Source organism: Mesorhizobium sp. M2D.F.Ca.ET.226.01.1.1 (assembly GCF_004022705.2).
GTDB lineage: Bacteria > Pseudomonadota > Alphaproteobacteria > Rhizobiales > Rhizobiaceae > Mesorhizobium.
The window spans coordinates 43,139-62,036 of record NZ_RZOY02000005.1 but is presented as its reverse complement, the minus strand read 5'-3'; the positions used below and the strand labels follow the sequence as shown (position 1 = coordinate 62,036).

The following is an 18,898-nucleotide window of genomic DNA, read 5'->3' as shown; positions in this document are numbered from 1 at the left end:
GCGTAAAGCTCTAAAGACGCTTGCCGGTTCCAGCGTCGAAGAGGTGGACCTGGTCGAGACGGGGCCTGAGCTTCAGCGTGTCGCCCGGTTTGAAGTCGTGGCGCTCGCGAAACAGCGCCACCATCTCCCCCTCGCCGAAGCGCACGAACACCAGAGTCTCCGAGCCGGTCGGCTCGACAACGGAGATGTTGGCGGCGACGCCATCAGGATGGATCTCCAGGTGCTCCGGGCGTACGCCGTAGACGACGGCCTGACCGTCCTCGCCGGCACTGTTGGCGGGCATCGGAAACGCCGTGCCGGCAATGTCGACGACCGGCCTTTCGCCCTTCCTCACGGTGCCCTTGAGCAGGTTCATCGAAGGCGAGCCTATGAAACCGGCGACGAAAAGGTTTGCCGGCCGGTCGAACAGTTCCAGCGGCGCGCCGACCTGCTCGATGCGGCCGTCGCGCATCACCACAATCTTGTCGGCCATGGTCATGGCCTCGATCTGGTCATGGGTGACGTAGATGGTGGTCGTCTTCAGCCGCTGGTGCAGCTCCTTGATCTCGGTGCGCATCTGCACGCGCAGCTTGGCGTCGAGGTTGGACAGCGGCTCGTCGAACAGGAACACCTGCGGATTGCGCACGATGGCGCGGCCCATGGCGACGCGCTGGCGCTGGCCGCCGGAAAGCTGGCGCGGATAGCGCTTGAGATAGGGCGCGAGGTCGAGGATGTCGGCGGCGCGCTTGACCCGCTCGGCGACGATGGCCGGGTCGGTGCCGCGCAGCTTCAGCGCGAAAGCCATGTTCTGCTCCACCGTCTTGTGCGGATAGAGCGCGTAGTTCTGGAACACCATCGCGATGTCGCGCTTCGCCGGCGGCAGATTGTTGACGACGCGGTCGCCGATCGAGATCGTGCCGCCGGAGACGGTCTCCAACCCGGCCACCATCCTGAGCAGCGTGGACTTGCCGCACCCCGACGGACCGACCAGCACGACGAACTGGCCGTCGGCAATGTCGACGCTGACCTCATGCAGCACCTTGACCATTCCGAATGCCTTGGCCACACTGCTGATTGCGACTTGAGCCATCGTCTCCCCTTCGTCGTTTTTGGTGAAGCTAGCCATTGCCCACGGCGAGGGCAAGTCGGTATCTTATAGGTAAAAAGTCATTGTTGTTGACAAGGTAATCGATTACGCGAATAGTGACCAGTGCCAATCCGACAGCCGGTCCTTGTCCGGGAATCGGAGCTCCAGGCGACGCAGGGTGGGGTCCCACGTCCACCTATGGTATAGGAGAACCGCAGACGTCTCGGCGTCCGAGAGATTGGCAAAATCAATTCACGACTGAAGTTCTGGGAGGAACCTTGCTATGAGAGTCGATCTTTACGAAAAACTGGTACGCGCCGGGGCGACCCGCCGCGATGTGCTGAAAGGTGCGGCCAGCATGGCCGCGCTCGCCGCGGCGTCAGGCGCCGGACTCGGTGCGCTGACGAAGCCGGCTGCTGCCGCAGATGATCTGCGCGCGAAAATCCTGCAGATCCCGGGCGTCGGCAAAGGCCAGCCGACGGATGCCGATTTCCAGAAAGTCGGCGAACTTTGCCTGGAAGCAACCAAGGCCAACGTCAAGCAAGGCGAGTTCGCCGGTGTCGAGCTCACCTTCATGGGTCTCAACAACCAGAACCTGCACAACGTGCTGTTCCGTGGCTTCCTGAAGCCATGGGAAGCCTATACGGGCGCCAAGATCAACTGGATCGACCTAGCCCAGGCCGACTACAATCCGCGCCTGCAGCAGGCGATAGCCACCAATACAATCGACTTCGATATCGTCGAGATGGGTGCGCCCTTCGAAGGCGACGTCTGCGGCAAGGGGCTGACTTCCGAGATGCCGGACTGGGTCAGGAAGCAGATCGATATGGATGACCTGGTGGCCTATCTGAAGCCTCCGGTCGGCACATGGAACGGCAAGCAGTATCGCGTGACCATCGACGGCGACACGCACAACTTCAACTACCGCACCGACGTGTTCGCCGACTCTGAGTTGGCGTCAGCCTGGAAGGCCGACAGCGGCGACAAGGCGGGCCTGACGGAATGGGGCGTGCCGAAGACATGGCAGCAGGTGCAGGCCGTGACCAAGTTCCTCAAGGGCAAGAAGTTCAAGGGCCAGGACGTCTATGGCTATCTCGACGCGCCCAAGCCCTGGGGCGGTTTCGGCTTCTACTTCCTCGGCAGCCGCGCCTCGGCCTATGCCAAGCATCCAGATGACAAGGCCTGGCTGTTCGACGCCGACACGATGAAGCCGCGCATCAACAATCCCGCCTGGGTGCGCGCCATCCAGGACGTGATCGATGCGCTGCCTTCCGAGCCGAAAGATCAAATCAACGCCGACCCGAACACGACTGCCTTCCAGCAGTTCCTGGCAGGCACCGGCTCGATGATCCCGTGGTGGGGTGACGTCGGCTCGAACGTCAAGACCAATGACTCCTCGGTCGTCGGCGACGTCACCGGCTTCTCGATCCTGCCTGGCTCCGACGACGTCTACAATTCCAAGACCGGCAAGTGGGACAAGCTTGCCAGCGGCCCGAATTATGCGCCGAACTGCGCCTATCTGGGCTGGGGTGTCTATGTCATGGCCCGCGTTGACAGCGATGAGAAGAAGAAGAAAGCCGCGTGGTCGGCGGCGGCTCATCTCGGCGGCAAGGATTTGTCGCTGTGGTGCGCGGCCTATCCATCGGGCTTCCAGCCCTACCGCAACTCCCATTTCAACATTCCGGAATGGGTGGCGGCAGGCTATGACGAGGGATTCATCAGCTCATATCTGAAGTCGGAGGGCGACTCTTACAACCATCCGAACGCCGCGATCGAGCCGCGCATTCCTGGCATCTTCCAGTACTACAGCGCCGCCGAGGACATCCTGGCCAACACTTTCGCCGGCAAGATGAAGGCGCAAGAAGGTGCGGATGCCATCGCTGCCGCCTGGGAGAAACTGACCGACCAGATCGGCCGCGAAAAGCAGATCAAGCTCTACAAAGCCGCGCTCGGCATGTAGGCTGTCTCAAGAGAAGTCGCGGCCCGGCGACAGTCGTCGCCGGGCCGTATGTTGACCGGCTCTGGCCGGTGGGTTGAGCAAGAGGCGACAGGCGTGGCTGACCAGACTTCGACCGCCAATGCGTGGCCGGCAAATTCCACAGCGGCCGATTTGATCCCGCCCGGCCGCAAGCGCCTCGGCTGGGCACTGTTGGCTGCCGCGACGCTCGTGCTGCTGGCGGCGATCGTGATGCAGATCCTCTACAAGACCGAAGTCGACACGGTCGGTTTCGACACCTGGCGCCCGGTCGTCTATGCTTATGTCCTGTGGGGCGTTGCGCTTGGCGCCTGGCAGGTGCTGACGCGCGGCGAGGACGGGCAGCGCGCGCTGTTCCTCCTGCCGGCGCTGCTCTTCACCATCGCCATGGTGATCTTCCCGACGCTGTTCGGTTTCTACATCGCGCTGACCGACTGGAACCTCAGTTCCTTTGCCGGACGCAGGTTCAACGGCCTCGACAATTTCTGGCAGATGCTGGCCGATCCATACTACCGCAACGCGCTGGTCAACATGGTTCTCTATGTGCTTGCGGTGCTGGTCGAATATGTCATCGCCTTCGGCCTGGCGCTGCTGCTCAACGCGCAGATCAAGGCGCGAAAGTTCTTCCGCGTCGTCTTCCTGCTGCCGCTGATGCTGTCCCCGGTCGCGGTGTCCTGGATGGTCGGCAAATCGCTGATGGAATACCGGTTCGGACCGGCGGCAACGCTGGCGCGTCATCTCGGCTGGGACAATCCCGCCTTCTTCTCCGATCCGATCACGGCGCGCATCTCGATCATGATGCTCGACGCCTGGACCTTCATCCCGTTCATGATGATCATGCTGCTTGCCGGCCTGCAGGCGATGTCGCGCGAGGTGCTTGAAGCCGCCCGCGTCGACGGCGCGACAGCGTGGCAGACATTCTGGCAGGTTACCTTTCCGCTGATGCTGCCGGTGTCGGTGACGGCGGTGATCCTGCGCATCATCTTCAAGCTGAAGCTTGCCGACATCATCATCACCTTGACTTCGGGCGGGCCTGGCGGCGCGACGGATTCCGTGTCGAGCTTCATCTATCGCGAATATCGCGACCGCTCGAATGTCGGCTACGGCACCATGCTCGCCATGGCCTATCTCGTCATCATCGTCGTGTTCGTGACCTGGCTGTTGAAATTCGCCAGTCGCTTCGTGCGCAACGTCAACTGAGCGGCATCATGAGCGTCCAAACCACCGACTATACCGTCTCCGAAATCCGCTCGCCGGCGGCTTTCCTCGCCAACCGCGTCTTCATCTATGGCGCGCTGGTGTTCTGGTCCTTCGTCTGCCTGTTCCCGATCTATTGGACGATCACCACCTCGTTCAAATCGGCGGTCGATGTCACGCAAGGCCATCTCATTCCCTTCGTCGACTTTACACCTGACTGGAAGGGCTGGCGCTCGCTCGGCCTGTCGCCGGATTCGATCTCCCAGACGTCGACCGTGCGCGACGAGTTCCTCAAGCGCTTCATGAACTCGGTCATCACCTCGGTCGGCGCATCGGGCCTCGCCATCATCATCGGCAGCCTCGCTGCCTATGGCCTGACCCGCTACCGCTATCACTTCGCCTGGTTCAAGAACGAGGACATCTCCTTCTTCTTCCTGTCGCAGTTGATCCTGCCGCCGGTCGTGCTGGCGTTGCCCTTCCTGGTGCTCTACCGGGAGGTGGCGCTCCTCGACACCCGCATCGGCCTGGTGCTGCTCTACACGCTGATGGTGCTGCCGATCGTCATCTGGATCATGCGCGACCAGTTCAATTCGATCCCGGTCGAGCTGGAGGAAGCGGCCTTGGTCGACGGGCTGTCGATCTGGGGCGCCTTCTTCCGCATCGTCATGCCGATCGCGCTGCCCGGCATGGTCGCCGCCTTCATCCTGGCGATGGTGCTGTGCTGGAACGAGTATTTCTTCGCCGCCCTTCTGACATCGACGGATGCAAAGACCATTCCGGTGATGGTGGCGAGCCAGACCGGCTCGCAAGGCATCAACTGGTGGTCGATGGCAGCCCTTGCCACCGCCGCTATCGCGCCGCTGGCGATCATCGGCATCGCGCTCGAGCGTTACCTGATCATGGGCATGACGGCCGGCTCGGTGAAATAGGATGGCCCTTTCCTTCTCCCCTTGTGGGAGAAGGTGTCGCCGAAGGCGACGGATGAGGGGTGCTCCAGAGAACGCCGACGTCTCACTCCGCTGGAACACCCCTCATCCGTCTCGGCTCTACGCGCCGATCCACCTTCTCCCACAAGGGGAGAAGGAAGAGCCGCGCTATCGCACCAGGATCGATCGCAAATGGCCGAGGATCATGGCGACGCCGATCTTGCCGAGACCCGCCGAGGCTTCCGAAGCACTTTTCGTGTACCAGCCGGTGTTGTCGGCGTAATGCGTCTCGTCAACGGCCTCGGGGCATAGCGCCAGCATCAGCGAGGTCTCGCCGATCCCCGCATGGTCGAACGGGTATTTGCCATTCATCGTCGGCGGCATCAGGGGATGCACCTGCACCCAGTTGAAGACATTTTCGCCCTGCGCATGGCCGGTATAATAGTCCGCCATGGTATTCGAACCCCACCAGCCCTCGCCGCGCTCCTTCTCCAGGAAGCGGAAGATCGCCTGCCGTCCGGCAGTCTTGAAGGCGAGATCGGTCGGCATGCCGGCGGCGAAATTCTCGGTCTGGTGGTGGATGATGGCATGGATGTTGCGGAAGCCGACGCGCAGCAGCCCGTAGAACAATTCCTCCGCGAAAGGCGAAAGCGCAGGGCCGCCGACCTGCACCGAGCCGCTGCCCTCCGGAGCCGCCACCGCGTAGCTTGCCGCGCCGTAATAGAAAGGCGGCAGGATGACGATATCCCTCTCCCTCTCGATCAGCTCCACCGTCTTGATGACGGCCAGCGTGTCCATGCCGACCGCCATGTGCTCGCCATGGTATTCGAGCACGCCAAGCGGCAGCACGACCGGCCAGTTCTCCTCGATCGCCCGGCGGATCTGGTGCGGCAGCATCAGCTCGTAGCGCATCCCCTACTCCATATTGGTATGCCTGGCGCGCATCGCCTCCGGCGTGGCATTGGTCAACGCCTTGAGCTTGAGCACCATGATTTCGAACAAAAGGAACAGCGCGCCTTCGAACAGCGAGCCCATCGGTAGCACCGAGGTTCTTGCCGCGCCCTGATCGCTGGCCATCGTCTGCGCCGGGATGAGCAGGGTGAAGTCGGCGAGCTTTGCCGCGCTGCCTGCCGGTTCGGCCGTCAACAGCAGCACCTTCGCGCCGGCCGCGCGGGCGACCCGCATCAAGGTCAGCACCGTGGTGGTCTCGCCGGGTCCTGAACTCGCCAGGAACACATCACCCTTTCCCAGCGGCGGCGTGGTCATGTCGCCGACGACCGACACCGGCAGGCCGAGATGGTAGAGCCGCATGGCAAAACCCTTCACCTGCAGCGCCTCGCGGCCGCAGCCATAGACGGCGATCTTGCCGGCGCCGGCAAGCATTTCGCAGGCGGCGTCGATCCGGGTTTCATCCGTGCGCGCCAGCACCGCGCCAAGCTCGTCCAGCGCCGTCGCGAACATTCCGGATCCGGCCTTGGTCATGACGGCTCACCCTGTCTGCCGAGGACTGGCTACGCGCTACGAATTCGCGGCTCGCCACAGCGAAAGGCTTGTTTTTGTTCATGCTACCACCGCGAAAATCGCTGTCCAACGAGCCTCGGCACTTTTGCTGGGCCACCAGCGTGATAGTGTCATGTCAGACAAATCACTCCGGGACATCGTCAGACATGAAGACACGGCATTTCGACCGCATCGGCAATGGCGGCATCACCTTCACCGAGCTCGGCTTCGGCAGCGCGCCGCTCGGCAATCTCTACCGCGCCATCTCCGACGAGGACGCCAATGCTACGCTAGAGGCGGCGTGGAAGGCGGGCTGCCGTTACTACGATACGGCCCCGCTCTACGGGCTCGGCCTGTCGGAAACCCGCCTGAATCCATTCTTGCGCGGCAGGAAGCGCGACGACTATGTCCTGTCGAGCAAAGTCGGCCGCATCATGCGCGTCGCCCCGCCGGACCAGCGCACCGGCATCGGCAAGTTCTTCGACACGCCGTCGCGCCGCGAAGTTTACGACTATTCCTATGACGGCGTCATGCGCTCCTTCGAGGCCTCACTGGAGCGCCTCGGCGTCGACCGCATCGACATTCTCTTCGTCCACGACGTCGACATCTTCACCCATGGCAGCAAGGAAGCCTCCGATGCCCGCATCGAGGAGTTCATGTCGTCGGGCTATTACGGGCTGCTTTCGCTGCGCGACCAGGGCGTGATCAAGGCCTTCGGCGGCGGCATCAACGAGTGGCAGGTCGCCCAGACGCTCGCCCAGCGCGGCGACTTCGACCTGTTCCTGCTTGCCGGCCGCTACACGCTGCTCGAACAGGAGGCGCTTGAGAGCTTCCTGCCGCTTTGCCAGAAACGCGGCATCGGCATCGTGCTGGGCGGCCCCTACAATTCCGGCGTGCTTGCGACCGGGCCGAAGCCCGGCGCGTTCTACAATTACAGCGAGGCGCCGAAAGAGATCCTGGATCGCGTGGCGCGCATCGAGGCCGTCTGCAAGCGGCATGGCGTACGCCTGATCGAGGCGGCGCTGCAGTTCCCGCTTCAGCATCCTTCGGTGATGTCGGTGATCCCCGGCGGCCAGCGGCCGGCCGAAGTCGAAAGCAACCGAGCGCTGCTCGACACCAATATACCGCCGGCGCTGTGGGCGGATCTGAAGCAGGAACGCCTGATGCGCGCCGACGCGCCGACGGCCTGAGCTGCCCTGCTGTCAACCGCAAAAAAGAAAAGCCGGGCAAGCCCGGCTTTTCTGCTCTTAAAGAAAAAAGGTCTTAGTTGACCGCGTCCTTGAGGCCCTTGCCGGCCGAGAACTTCGGCACGGTACGCGCCGGAATCTTCACTTCCGCGCCGGTCTGCGGGTTGCGGCCGGTCGAAGCAGCGCGTTTTGACACGGTGAAATTTCCGAAGCCGACAAGCCGGACATCGCCGCCCTTCTTGAGTTCGCCAGTGATCACGGAGAACACCGCATCGACGGCGGACTGAGCATCAGCCTTCGAAATGCTTGCGGAGTCAGCGACAGCGGACACCAGTTCGTTCTTGTTCATAAAAATTCCCTTCCATGAGAAAACCGGAACTTACGACTCATCCGGCAGGAAACGGACTTTAGAAAGAAGCGTTCCGGAACCCAAGCCGAAAACCGCGGAATTCCGGGCTTTTTTGCATTTTTTCGTGACTTTTTTCACATGAAAAAGCCGGGCTCGAAGCCCGGCTCTCTCTTTGTGCACTGCACTGTTAACTTTTGTTAGTGCGCGAGCGACTTTCCGGCATCGTCGCCGCTGTCGACCGGAGCCGGCGCATTGACCGGCTCGACCCACTCGATCGGCTCAGGCATCCTGGTGAGCGCATGTGCAAGCACCTCGCCCACCCGCGAGACCGGGACGATCTCCATGCCGTTCTTCACATTGTCCGGAATCTCCGCCAGATCCTTGACGTTCTCTTCCGGGATCAGGACCTTCTTGATGCCGCCGCGCAGTGCCGCGAGCAGCTTCTCCTTCAGGCCGCCGATCGGCAGGATACGGCCACGCAGCGTGATCTCGCCGGTCATCGCCACATCGGCCCGGACCGGGATGCCCGTCAGCACCGACACGATGGCCGTGGCCATGGCAGCACCTGCGGACGGGCCGTCCTTCGGGGTCGCGCCTTCCGGCAAGTGGACGTGGATGTCACGCTTGTCGAACAGCGGCGGCTCGATGCCGAAATCGAGTGCCCGCGAGCGGACGTAGGACGCCGCCGCCGAGATCGATTCCTTCATCACGTCGCGCAGATTGCCGGTCACCGTCATGCGGCCCTTGCCGGGCATCATGACGCCTTCGACCGTCAGCAGCTCGCCGCCGACTTCCGTCCAGGCAAGACCCGTCACCACGCCGACCTGATCATCGGCCTCGACCTGGCCGAAGCGGAAGCGCGGCACGCCGAGATAATCCGGGAGGTTATCCGCCGTGATCTTCACCGTCTTCTTCTTCGTCCGCAGGATTTCGGTCACCGCCTTGCGGCCGAGCTTCATCAGCTCGCGCTCAAGGCTGCGCACACCGGCTTCCCGCGTATAGGTCTGGATGATGCCGCGGATCGCGTCCTCGCCGACCGAGAATTCGTTCGGCTGAAGCGCATGGTCGCGGATCACCTTGGGCATCAGGTGACGCTTGGCGATCTCGATCTTCTCGTCCTCGGTGTAGCCGGCGATGCGGATGATCTCCATGCGGTCCATCAAGGGCGCAGGGATGTTCAGCGTGTTCGCCGTCGTCACGAACATCACGCTCGACAGGTCGTATTCGACCTCGAGGTAATGGTCCATGAACGTCGAGTTCTGCTCGGGATCGAGCACCTCGAGCAGGGCCGATGACGGATCGCCGCGGAAGTCCTGGCCCATCTTGTCGATCTCGTCGAGCAGGAAGAGCGGGTTGGACTTCTTGGCCTTCTTCATCGACTGGATGACCTTGCCGGGCATCGAGCCGATATAGGTGCGCCGGTGGCCGCGGATCTCGGCCTCGTCGCGCACGCCGCCGAGCGCCATGCGGATGAACTCGCGGCCGGTCGCCTTGGCGATCGACTTGCCGAGCGAGGTCTTGCCGACGCCGGGCGGGCCGACGAGGCACAGGATCGGCCCCTTCAGCTTCTTCTGGCGGCTTTGCACGGCGAGATACTCGACGATGCGCTCCTTGACCTTGTCGAGGCCGAAATGATCGGCGTCGAGCACGTCCTGCGCATAGTTGAGGTCCTGCTTGACCTTGGAGTTCTTGCCCCACGGAATCGACAGCAGCCAGTCGAGATAGTTGCGCACCACCGTCGATTCAGCCGACATCGGCGACATCGAACGCAGCTTCTTCAGTTCGGCCTCCGCCTTCTCGCGGGCCTCCTTGGAGAGCTTGGTCTTCTTGATGCGCGCTTCGATCTCGGCGGCCTCGTCGCGACCGTCCTCGCCCTCGCCGAGCTCCTTCTGGATCGCCTTCATCTGCTCGTTGAGGTAGTACTCGCGCTGCGTCTTCTCCATCTGGCGCTTGACGCGCGAGCGGATGCGCTTCTCCACCTGGAGCACGGAGATCTCGGCTTCCATGAAGCCCATCGCCTTCTCCAGACGCTCCTTGACGGAAAGCGTGGCGAGCATCTCCTGCTTCTCGGGGATCTTGATGGCGAGATGCGACGCAACCGTATCGGCGAGCTTGGAATAGTCGTCGATCTGGCTGGCGGCGCCCACCACTTCGGGCGAGATCTTCTTGTTCAGCTTGACGTAATTCTCGAAGTCGGTGACGACCGAGCGGGCAAGCGCCTCGATCTCGACCTCTTCCTCTTCCGGTTCAGCCAGCGCCGTGGCGCGAGCCTCATGGAAGTCGGCGCGATCGGTGAACGAAACGATCTTGGCGCGCGAGGCGCCCTCGACCAGCACCTTCACGGTGCCGTCGGGAAGCTTCAAGAGCTGCAGCACATTGGCGAGCGTGCCGATGTCGAAAATCGCATCAGGCTCAGGATCGTCGTCCGCTGCATTCATCTGGGTGGCAAGCAGGATCTGCTTTTCCTGACCCATAACCTCTTCCAGCGCCTTGATCGACTTTTCACGGCCCACGAAGAGCGGAACGATCATATGCGGGAACACGACGATATCGCGCAGTGGGAGGACTGCGAAAACGCCGTCGCCGGAAGCCTTGGATATCTTGGCCATTGTCCAACCTTTCATGTCGCGGCCGCTTATTTTAGCCAACCGCGAATCTCATATTAACGACCGAGTGTCGTTCCGCCTACCACCGTTTGTGACGGGAGTTTTACAGCACAGAATTCGGCGCCTCGGCCTTCTGCTGTTAGGTGGATGCAGCCGGGGCAAAGATCAAGGGTTAACACGGGCTCTCGATCCGTTCCATCGCGTAGCCTCACGCCTCTCACAGCAAAACGGCGCCGCGAAGGCGCCGTTCCACGAAAATTGTGGGCCAAACGCCATTTCAGGCGCTGACATTGCCCTTCTTTTCCTTCTGCTCGGAATAGATGTAGAGCGGTCTCGCATTGCCGGACACCACCTCTTCCGAAATCACCACTTCGCGCACGCCTTCCAGCGCGGGAAGCTCGAACATCGTGTCGAGCAGGATCGCTTCCATGATCGAGCGAAGGCCGCGCGCGCCGGTCTTGCGCTCGATCGCGCGCTTGGCGATCGCCGACAACGCGTTCTCATGGAACGTCAGGTCGACATTCTCCATCTCGAACAGCCGCTGATACTGCTTGACCAGCGCGTTCTTCGGCTCGGTCAGGATCTGGATCAGCGCCGGCTCGTCGAGGTCTTCAAGGGTCGCCAGAACCGGCAGACGGCCGACGAATTCCGGGATCAGGCCGAATTTCAGCAGATCTTCGGGCTCGACCTGGCGGAACAGGTCGCCGGTGCGCCGATCCTCGGGCGAGGCAACGGTCGCGCCGAAGCCGATCGAGGTCTTGCGGCCCCGGTCCGAGATGATCTTGTCGAGGCCCGCGAAGGCGCCGCCGCAGATGAACAGGATGTTGGCGGTGTCGACCTGCAGGAATTCCTGCTGCGGATGCTTGCGGCCGCCCTGTGGCGGCACGGAGGCAACCGTGCCTTCCATGATCTTGAGCAGCGCCTGCTGCACGCCCTCGCCCGACACGTCGCGGGTTATCGAGGGATTGTCCGACTTGCGCGAAATCTTATCGATTTCGTCGATATAGACGATGCCGCGCTGGGCGCGCTCGACATTGTAGTCGGCCGACTGCAGCAGCTTGAGGATAATGTTTTCGACGTCCTCGCCGACGTAACCGGCCTCCGTCAGCGTTGTGGCATCGGCCATGGTGAAGGGCACGTCGATGATGCGGGCGAGCGTCTGGGCAAGAAGCGTCTTGCCGCAGCCGGTCGGGCCGATCAAAAGGATGTTCGACTTCGCCAGCTCGACGTCGTTGTTCTTGCCGGCATGCGCAAGGCGCTTGTAGTGGTTGTGGACCGCCACCGACAGCACGCGCTTGGCATAGGGCTGACCGATGACATAGTCGTCGAGGACCTTGAGGATCTCCTGCGGGGTCGGCACGCCCTCGCGCGACTTCACCATCGAGGTCTTGTTCTCCTCGCGGATGATGTCCATGCAGAGCTCGACGCACTCGTCGCAGATGAAGACGGTCGGACCGGCGATCAGCTTGCGGACTTCGTGCTGGCTCTTGCCGCAAAACGAGCAGTAAAGCGTGTTCTTTGAGTCACCGCTATTATTGCCGACCTTGCTCATTTTTCTGTCCTTTCACCAACGCCCGCCGGTGGTCTGGCTCGAGTGACGTCTCACCAATCTATCGCGGGAATCCGCCACCGCCAGTGTCCCGGCTCACACAGCGCATTCCGTACGAAACACGAAATCAGAAAACGCGGCAATGATTCGCTGCAACCCCATGCAAAGCTAAGCCGTCGAAAATCAACATAGCCTTAACGTAGGCAATCCCAACGCCTGAGGGAACAGCCAAATGTGGCCGAAATGCCGCAAGGCGCGCCAAAACCGCGTTATGCTGTCATTTGCTGTCGATGTCAGGCCGAAACAGCGACTGCCTCGGCCGCTTCGCGGCTCGATATGACCTTGTCGATCAGACCAAAGTCCTTGGCCTCGTCCGCAGTCATGAAGTGGTCGCGGTCGAGCGTCCTTTCGATCTCGTCATAGCTCTTGCCGGTGTGCTTGACATAGACCTCGTTCAGGCGGCGCTTCAGCTTGATGATGTCCTGCGCATGACGTTCGATGTCCGAAGCCTGACCCTGGAAGCCGCCGGAGGGCTGGTGGACCATGATCCGGGCGTTCGGCGTGGCAAAACGCATGTCCTTGTGGCCGGCGGTCAGAAGCAGCGAACCCATCGAGGCGGCCTGGCCGATGCAAAGCGTCGACACCGCCGGCTTGATGAACTGCATGGTGTCGTAGATCGCCATGCCCGAGGTCACGACGCCGCCCGGCGAATTGATATAGAGGTTAATTTCCTTTTTGGGGTTCTCCGCCTCGAGGAACAAAAGCTGTGCACAAACCAGCGTCGCCATCCCATCCTCGACCGGGCCGGTGATGAAGATGATGCGTTCCTTCAACAGGCGCGAGAAGATGTCATAGGCGCGCTCGCCGCGATTGGTCTGCTCGACGACCATCGGAACGAGGTTCATGTAAGTTTCAACGGGGTTCTTCATGGACTACCCTTGTTGGAGAGAAATTCCGGCACGGTCATATGTCGGCAGCCGCGCGGAATCGTTCTGGATCGGTTACGATTTAAATAGGATGCCGGCTCACCCTAGCGCAAGGCCGCCTCTCCTAGCCACCTGGTTAAGTCGAGTAAAGCGCTGCGGCCCGTGAAACACGCACGATTTGATCCCGCGAGACGCGCTCGGCCCCTGTCGGCCCATCTCAGCGGTCCGCAAGGTAGCAATTCCTTAACCGCGCCGCTTAACGCAAAGCCTTGGAATCGCTGTCCGCCCGCGGACCTTCCGCTACAGTCCTGCGTTGAGAAGGCGTCCTTTTTCAACGGGGGAATGTCATGATCCGCAAAAGCTCTGCGTCGCTGGCAGCCGTCGCGATGCTTGCCACCGTCTCCGAAACCGCCGCCGGCGGCCGCGCGCTCGAATGCTACGAGCCGAGCCACCGGCCGGCGCTTTACGACACCGTCTATGAGGATGTGATGGTGAGCCCAGGCGGCCAGGTGGTCGACTATGACGCGCCGATTTACGGCACCTACCAGGGCGTGGAGCAGATTGCGCCGCCGCGCGTCACCTATGAGACCGTCCCGGCGGTCACCCGCACGCTCTACCACACAGTCAGGGTCGACGACGGCGGCGGCTATGCCTGAAAATGGCGCGTCATCCATGGCCGCAAGGTGCTGTGCAAGGTATGGCGCAAGGCTCGCTATGCCCGCGTCGCCGAAACCGTCGTGGTCAGCCCGGAACGCGTCCGGCGTGTCGTCCTGCCGGCGGAATATGAAGGCGTCGCCCACGAAGTGCTGGTTCGGCCAGAGCAAGTACGCGTGCGGGAAATCCCGCCTTCATATGGGACAGTGGCACGCCGGGTGGTGGTTCGGGAAGGCTCGACCAGCTGGCGGCGGGTGCAAATCCCGCGGCACTGCCAGGATTAGGCGGCTTTTCGCCCGGAGATCGTGGTCGGCCGGGTGGCGCTGTCGCGCGTCCCGGCCGGATGAATTGCTGGCTTAGGCCAGATCGATGTCGAGAATGGCCATCGAGAAATTATAGTCGCCGTCGTCCTCGTCCTTGAAGACGATGCCGAGGAACTCGTCGCCGACATAGACCTCGGCCGAGTCTTCCTTGCGCGGGCGCGCCTTGACCTGCAGCTTGGGATTCTGGAAAACGCGTTTGAAATAGGCGTCCAGCTTTCTGATTTCGTCAGGCTTCAAAAGTCTTCTCCGAAATGTCGGCCTTGTTCGTTGGAACGCGCTTCTGACACGCCAACAATGGCCATGTAAAGGCAAGCCGGCACAATTGCATAGGACAAGTCGGCAGAGACCGGTCAGCCGGATTTCGGCGATTCCCGACGACAGCTGAGCTCAGATGTCGAAGCTGACCACGTGGTCCATGCTTTGCGACGGCAGGAGCTGGTCCATCTGCCGCGAAGGCTGGTCGCAGCCCGTTTCGCCCACGACGCGCGCGGGCACGCCGGCGACCGTCTTGTTGTGCGGAACGGGCGAGAGCACCACCGAGCCGGCAGCGATCTTCGAGCAGTGACCAACCTCGATATTGCCGAGAATCTTGGCGCCGGCGCCGATCAGCACGCCGCGGCGGATCTTCGGATGGCGGTCGCCATTGGCCTTCCCGGTGCCGCCCAGCGTCACCCCGTGCAGGATCGACACGTCATCCTCGATGACCGCTGTCTCGCCGACGACGAGGCCGGTGGCGTGGTCGATGAAGATGCCCTTGCCGATGCGCGCGGCGGGATTGATGTCGGTCTGGAACACCGAGGACGACCGGCTCTGCAAGTAGAGCGCGAAGTCCCGACGGCCCTGGTTCCACAGCCAGTGCGCCAGGCGGTGCGTCTGAATGGCGTGAAATCCCTTGAAATAGAGCACCGGCATGATGAAACGGTCGCAGGCCGGGTCGCGGTCGTAATAGGCCTGGATGTCGACACGAACCGTCGTGCTCCACTCCGGATCGTCTGCCAGCATGGCCTTGAAGGTCTGGCGGATGAGGTCGGAGCCGATATCCTGGTGATCGAGGCGCTCAGCCAGCCGGTGAATGACCGTTTCCTCCAGGCTCTCCTGGTTGAGGACGGTCGCATAAAGGAACGCCGCGAGCAGCGGATCGCGGTTGACCGCTTCCATCGCCTCATCGCGGATCGATCGCCAGATCGGATCGACCGGCTGCACCATGCTGGGGCGGGCAATCGTAATGCTGTTCATCGACGCTCTCCGGCCTTGCTCATTCTCCGGCGGCACATATAGGCCAGATCATAGCACGGTTGAACTCAATTTTCCTTAGTGCTTTGTCAAATGGACCTGGTTCACGCAAATTCAAGCGACGATGGAAAACGAACCCTTGATCGGGATCGCGCTCGAAATCGCCGCATTTTCGCATTCTCAGCCCGGTAATTGGCGTCAGAGCCTATTCCGGCAGCGTCGTTCCAGCCTGCTCCGCCACCATGTAAGCGGCATACCAGTCGGGCCAGTTTGTGTCGTACTGGCCGCCCGTGCGCTTCTCATGCTCGCCATGCGCCGCTGCCGCCCGCCGCAGCGCTGAGGCAAGGCCGGTCACCGAGGTGAAGACCGTGTCCTTGGAATCGACACGGCCGGGCAGCCGCTGGGTGATCTCCTGCAGCAGCCAGCCATTGCCGTCCGGATCGCTGAAGGTGACGAACGAGGAATAGCTGCGCCCCTCCGGATGCCTGCCCTTGATCGCCGGCTGGCCGGGGCCGTTTCGATGAAACACCTCGCTTGCCTCGACGCCGCGCGCCACCAGTTCCGCCCGAGCCGCTTCGATGTCGGTTACAATCAGATAAAGCACTTTTGCCGAACCGGGCGCGGCCGATGTCAGGCCGGTGCCGAAGTGGATCGAACAAGGCGAACCCGGCGGGGTGAACTGCACGACACGGAACGTGTCGCCGACCACAAAGTCGGCATCGAGCCTCCAGCCCAAGCCAGCATAGAAATTCTTGGACCGATCGACATCCGAGACGGAGATGACGACTGCCTCCAGCTTCATGTCGATCGTGCCTGGTTTCGCTTTCTCGGTGCCGGTCATGCCAAACTCCTCCGGTTTGAGTGACGAGGCAGCTTCCAGCCGTAATGTCGTTTGGTCAACCGTTTGCCGATGCCGGCTGGCCTTTGAGGCGGCCCTGGGCGACATTCCCCCTGCGCCGCGCCACGCGGTGCTCCCTGGGAAGGTCAGCCATGCAAGAATCCTTGATCGACGAAGCGCTGAAAAAAGAGCTTTCCGTACTCTACCAAGCCGGGGATCGGCACTACCACAGCCTCGCCCACATCCAGGCGATGCTGGCGCTGGCAAGCGAATATCGGCACCTCCTCGATGATCCACAGGCCGTTGAAGCCGCGATCTGGTTCCACGATGCCATCTATGACAGCCGAGCCAAGGATAACGAGGCTAAAAGCGCCGAGCTGGCCGAAAAAAAGCTCGCCGGGCGCGCCAGTCCCCATCGCATCGCCCGCATCGCGGCCATGATCAACGCCACCGCCACGCACCAGCTGCCGCCTTTGCGCGACGAGGGTGCGCTCAACGATGCGGCCCTTTTGCTCGACATGGATCTTGCGATCCTCGGCGCCGAACCCGCGGTGTTCGACGCTTATGAGAAGGCGGTCCGGCTGGAATATGGCTGGGTGGAGGAGCCGATGTGGCGCGCCGGCCGCTCGGCCGTGCTGAAGAGTTTCCTCGCCCGCCCGCACATTTTCTACACAACCGAGTTCCGGCTGCGCTTCGAGGCGAAGGCGAGACAGAACATCGAACGATCGCTCGCGGCGCTGGAAAGCGGGACTGCTTAATCCGGAAAGGTCTCCATCCGTCGCGCATAGGCCTTGAAGCCGGCGCGTCCATAGACCGATTGGGCAGCCGGGTGGTCATGGGTATCGGTGTGAAGCCAAAGCCGTTGCGGCCGATGCGACCACGCCATGCGCACGGCCCGGGCGAGCAGGAACGGCCCCAGCCGCTTCCCCTGAAAAGCCGAACCAGGCCGAAATGCACAAGCTCGATTGACGGTTGGCCAACCTCGTTGAACTCGCAGAAGCCAGCGACTTCACCATCGACGCGCAGCACGTGGAGATGCGTCGAGGTGCTGGCAAGCAGCGTTTCGAGTTCGGCCTCGCGCATGCGCAGACGCTGATCCCATTGCACCGGTCCGCCGACCGCGCGGTAGAGATCGAGGTAGTCGGAAAGATCAAGCGTTTCACGCGCCACGCTGGCGCCGGGCAGAGGTGACGCACACGGCGCGCCTTGGGGCGGCGCGAGCATCTCCATATAGGTGACGAGAAGATCGACCATGACGGTACGGGGCGCCTGCCCCGCGCTTAGAGCGGGTTTTCGGCGTAGAACTCGAGCACGCGCTGCTTGAAGCTCTTGTCGCCGACGGCGAGCATGTGGTCGCGGCCCTCGATGTGGAATGCCCTGGCATTGGGCATCAAGGCGGCAAGCTCGTCCGGCGAGCCGCCGATGTCGTCCTTGGTGCCGACGGCGATCAGCGTCGGCTGGGCGATGCGCGCCATATCGTCCTCACTCAGCAGCTCGCGTGACTTTGCGATGCAGGCCGCGAGCGCGCGCCGGTCGCTGCGCGTCTGGTCGGCGAAAGCGCGGAAGGAACGGCCGCGCGGATGCGTGGTTTGAGAGGGATCCTCCGCCAGCAGCGCCTCCGCGATCGGATCCCAGTCGCCGACGCCGTCGGCCATGCCGATGCCCAAGCCGCCGAACACCAGCGTCGCCACCCTCTGCGGATCGGAGAGCGCCAGGAAAGCCGAGACCCGCGCGCCCATCGAATAGCCCATGACATGCGCCCGCTCGATGCTGAGATGATCGAGCAGCGCGGCCGCGTCGGAAGCCATCTTTTCCGGCGTGTAATCGGCCTCGTCATAGCTCTTGGTCGACGAGCCATGGCCGCGATGGTCAAAGGCGATCGCCCGGTAACCCGCGTCGTTCAGCGTCTTGAACCAGCCCGGCGAAACCCAGTTGACATAATGGCTGGAGGCAAAGCCGTGGATCATCAGGACGGGATCGCCCTGCCCCGATGCCGGCTGGCGATCGAGGAAGGCAAGTTCAAAACCGTCATGCGAAAAGAATTGCATCGGCAGAACTGCTTCTCAGTTGGAACCGATGGCCGGATGGCGCAAGAGGTCGCCTTCCTTGATGCCGTCCTTGGCCGCCGTGCCTGCCTTCAGCTCGAGCACGAAACGCACGGGCTGTCCGGGCGAGATGATCGCTTCGGATTCGGGCTCGCCACGCTTGATGGCCTTGATCCTGCCGTCCTGGCCGACAAAGAGAAGGTCGAGCGCTATCGGCGTGTTCTTCATCCAGAAATCCACCTCGCCGGTTTTCTCGAACACGAACAGCATGCCGTGATCGTCGGCCATGGTCCGGCGAAACATCAGCCCCGCCTCGCGCTCGGCGGATGTATCGGCGATCTCGATGGAGAAGGAACGCTCGCCCGAACCGGTCGCCACCACCAGCGGCGTGCGATCGGTCGCCAACAGCATGGCGTCCGCCAGGCCTGGTTTCAAGGCGCTGCAAAAGGCGGCGAAAACAATGGCGGCGCAGAGCGCGCCCGCGGTCAGCCAATTGCGATGAGCCATGAAGGGTACCTCGTTCG

At 62.3% G+C, this 18,898-nt stretch carries 20 protein-coding genes; 7 read left to right on the top strand and 13 right to left on the bottom strand.

Annotation, left to right across the window (positions count from 1 at the left end; genetic code table 11):
* Window positions 1–10: 10 nt before the first annotated feature.
* A complete protein-coding gene (gene ugpC, locus EN869_RS12910) occupies window positions 11–1,069 on the bottom strand; it encodes a sn-glycerol-3-phosphate ABC transporter ATP-binding protein UgpC (protein WP_127226061.1) in 1,059 nt (352 codons plus the stop codon).
* Between the two features lie 280 nt (window positions 1,070–1,349).
* Here ugpC and EN869_RS12905 point away from each other — a divergent pair, with 280 nt between their 5' ends.
* The 3 genes from EN869_RS12905 to EN869_RS12895 all read left to right on the top strand — a co-directional run bounded on the left by EN869_RS12905 (window position 1,350) and on the right by EN869_RS12895 (window position 5,167).
* Window positions 1,350–3,026 carry a sugar ABC transporter substrate-binding protein gene (locus EN869_RS12905; protein ID WP_127226060.1) on the top strand — a complete coding sequence of 559 codons (1,677 nt, stop codon included), beginning with the start codon at window positions 1,350–1,352 and terminating at the stop codon, window positions 3,024–3,026.
* Window positions 3,027–3,119: 93 nt separating this feature from the next.
* A complete protein-coding gene (locus EN869_RS12900; RefSeq protein ID WP_127226059.1) occupies window positions 3,120–4,241 on the top strand; it encodes a sugar ABC transporter permease in 1,122 nt (373 codons plus the stop codon).
* An 8-nt stretch (window positions 4,242–4,249) separates the two neighbouring features.
* Entirely contained in the window at window positions 4,250–5,167 is a 918-nt protein-coding gene (locus tag EN869_RS12895) for a carbohydrate ABC transporter permease (protein ID WP_127226058.1), read from the top strand.
* A gap of 165 nt (window positions 5,168–5,332) precedes the next feature.
* Here the strand turns inward: EN869_RS12895 and EN869_RS12890 are convergent, their stop codons facing one another.
* Together EN869_RS12890 and hxlB are read right to left on the bottom strand one after the other, a co-directional pair.
* Window positions 5,333–6,076: a creatininase family protein gene (locus EN869_RS12890; protein ID WP_127226057.1), complete on the bottom strand. Its 744-nt coding sequence runs from the start codon at window positions 6,074–6,076 to the stop codon at window positions 5,333–5,335.
* 3 nt (window positions 6,077–6,079) lie between these two features.
* The gene (gene hxlB, locus EN869_RS12885; protein ID WP_127226056.1) at window positions 6,080–6,646 is read right to left on the bottom strand and encodes a 6-phospho-3-hexuloisomerase; all 567 of its coding nucleotides are present in this window, start codon (window positions 6,644–6,646) and stop codon (window positions 6,080–6,082) included.
* A 185-nt stretch (window positions 6,647–6,831) separates the two neighbouring features.
* Here hxlB and EN869_RS12880 point away from each other — a divergent pair, with 185 nt between their 5' ends.
* Entirely contained in the window at window positions 6,832–7,854 is a 1,023-nt protein-coding gene (locus tag EN869_RS12880; RefSeq protein WP_127226055.1) for an aldo/keto reductase, read from the top strand.
* 73 nt (window positions 7,855–7,927) lie between these two features.
* Here EN869_RS12880 and hupB read toward each other — a convergent pair whose 3' ends face one another.
* From hupB to clpP, 4 genes are all read right to left on the bottom strand, one after another.
* Window positions 7,928–8,200 (bottom strand): DNA-binding protein HupB, encoded by a 273-nt coding sequence (gene hupB, locus EN869_RS12875; protein WP_027166452.1) that lies wholly within the window; start codon window positions 8,198–8,200, stop codon window positions 7,928–7,930.
* Window positions 8,201–8,397: 197 nt separating this feature from the next.
* Window positions 8,398–10,809 (bottom strand): endopeptidase La, encoded by a 2,412-nt coding sequence (gene lon, locus EN869_RS12870; protein WP_127226054.1) that lies wholly within the window; start codon window positions 10,807–10,809, stop codon window positions 8,398–8,400.
* Between the two features lie 274 nt (window positions 10,810–11,083).
* Complete coding sequence (gene clpX, locus EN869_RS12865; protein ID WP_127226053.1) at window positions 11,084–12,358, bottom strand: ATP-dependent Clp protease ATP-binding subunit ClpX; 1,275 nt, start codon at window positions 12,356–12,358, stop codon at window positions 11,084–11,086.
* Window positions 12,359–12,648: 290 nt separating this feature from the next.
* A complete protein-coding gene (clpP, locus tag EN869_RS12860; RefSeq protein ID WP_127226052.1) occupies window positions 12,649–13,284 on the bottom strand; it encodes an ATP-dependent Clp endopeptidase proteolytic subunit ClpP in 636 nt (211 codons plus the stop codon).
* A gap of 344 nt (window positions 13,285–13,628) precedes the next feature.
* Between clpP and EN869_RS35655 the strand changes: the two genes are divergently transcribed.
* Entirely contained in the window at window positions 13,629–13,937 is a 309-nt protein-coding gene (locus EN869_RS35655) for a hypothetical protein (protein WP_348632219.1), read from the top strand.
* A 354-nt stretch (window positions 13,938–14,291) separates the two neighbouring features.
* Here the strand turns inward: EN869_RS35655 and EN869_RS12850 are convergent, their stop codons facing one another.
* The 3 genes from EN869_RS12850 to EN869_RS12840 form a co-directional block, all read right to left on the bottom strand.
* Window positions 14,292–14,495: a DUF3126 family protein gene (locus EN869_RS12850; protein WP_027166457.1), complete on the bottom strand. Its 204-nt coding sequence runs from the start codon at window positions 14,493–14,495 to the stop codon at window positions 14,292–14,294.
* Window positions 14,496–14,645: 150 nt separating this feature from the next.
* Window positions 14,646–15,494 (bottom strand): serine O-acetyltransferase, encoded by an 849-nt coding sequence (gene cysE, locus EN869_RS12845; protein ID WP_127226051.1) that lies wholly within the window; start codon window positions 15,492–15,494, stop codon window positions 14,646–14,648.
* A 202-nt stretch (window positions 15,495–15,696) separates the two neighbouring features.
* Window positions 15,697–16,332 (bottom strand): VOC family protein, encoded by a 636-nt coding sequence (locus EN869_RS12840; protein WP_167498551.1) that lies wholly within the window; start codon window positions 16,330–16,332, stop codon window positions 15,697–15,699.
* A gap of 149 nt (window positions 16,333–16,481) precedes the next feature.
* Between EN869_RS12840 and EN869_RS12835 the strand changes: the two genes are divergently transcribed.
* Window positions 16,482–17,087: a hypothetical protein gene (locus EN869_RS12835; RefSeq protein WP_127226050.1), complete on the top strand. Its 606-nt coding sequence runs from the start codon at window positions 16,482–16,484 to the stop codon at window positions 17,085–17,087.
* Here the strand turns inward: EN869_RS12835 and EN869_RS35650 are convergent.
* The gene (locus tag EN869_RS35650) at window positions 17,084–17,215 is read right to left on the bottom strand and encodes a hypothetical protein (protein WP_348630817.1); all 132 of its coding nucleotides are present in this window, start codon (window positions 17,213–17,215) and stop codon (window positions 17,084–17,086) included. The two genes, EN869_RS12835 and EN869_RS35650, sit on opposite strands and share 4 nt — an antisense overlap.
* Window positions 17,216–17,301: 86 nt before the next feature.
* Here EN869_RS35650 and EN869_RS34380 point away from each other — a divergent pair, with 86 nt between their 5' ends.
* A complete protein-coding gene (locus EN869_RS34380) occupies window positions 17,302–17,520 on the top strand; it encodes a hypothetical protein (protein WP_167498550.1) in 219 nt (72 codons plus the stop codon).
* An 89-nt stretch (window positions 17,521–17,609) separates the two neighbouring features.
* Here EN869_RS34380 and EN869_RS12825 read toward each other — a convergent pair whose 3' ends face one another.
* Entirely contained in the window at window positions 17,610–18,377 is a 768-nt protein-coding gene (locus EN869_RS12825) for an alpha/beta hydrolase (protein ID WP_127226049.1), read from the bottom strand.
* Window positions 18,378–18,392: 15 nt separating this feature from the next.
* Complete coding sequence (locus tag EN869_RS12820; RefSeq protein ID WP_127226048.1) at window positions 18,393–18,881, bottom strand: DUF192 domain-containing protein; 489 nt, start codon at window positions 18,879–18,881, stop codon at window positions 18,393–18,395.
* Window positions 18,882–18,898 lie beyond the last annotated feature (17 nt).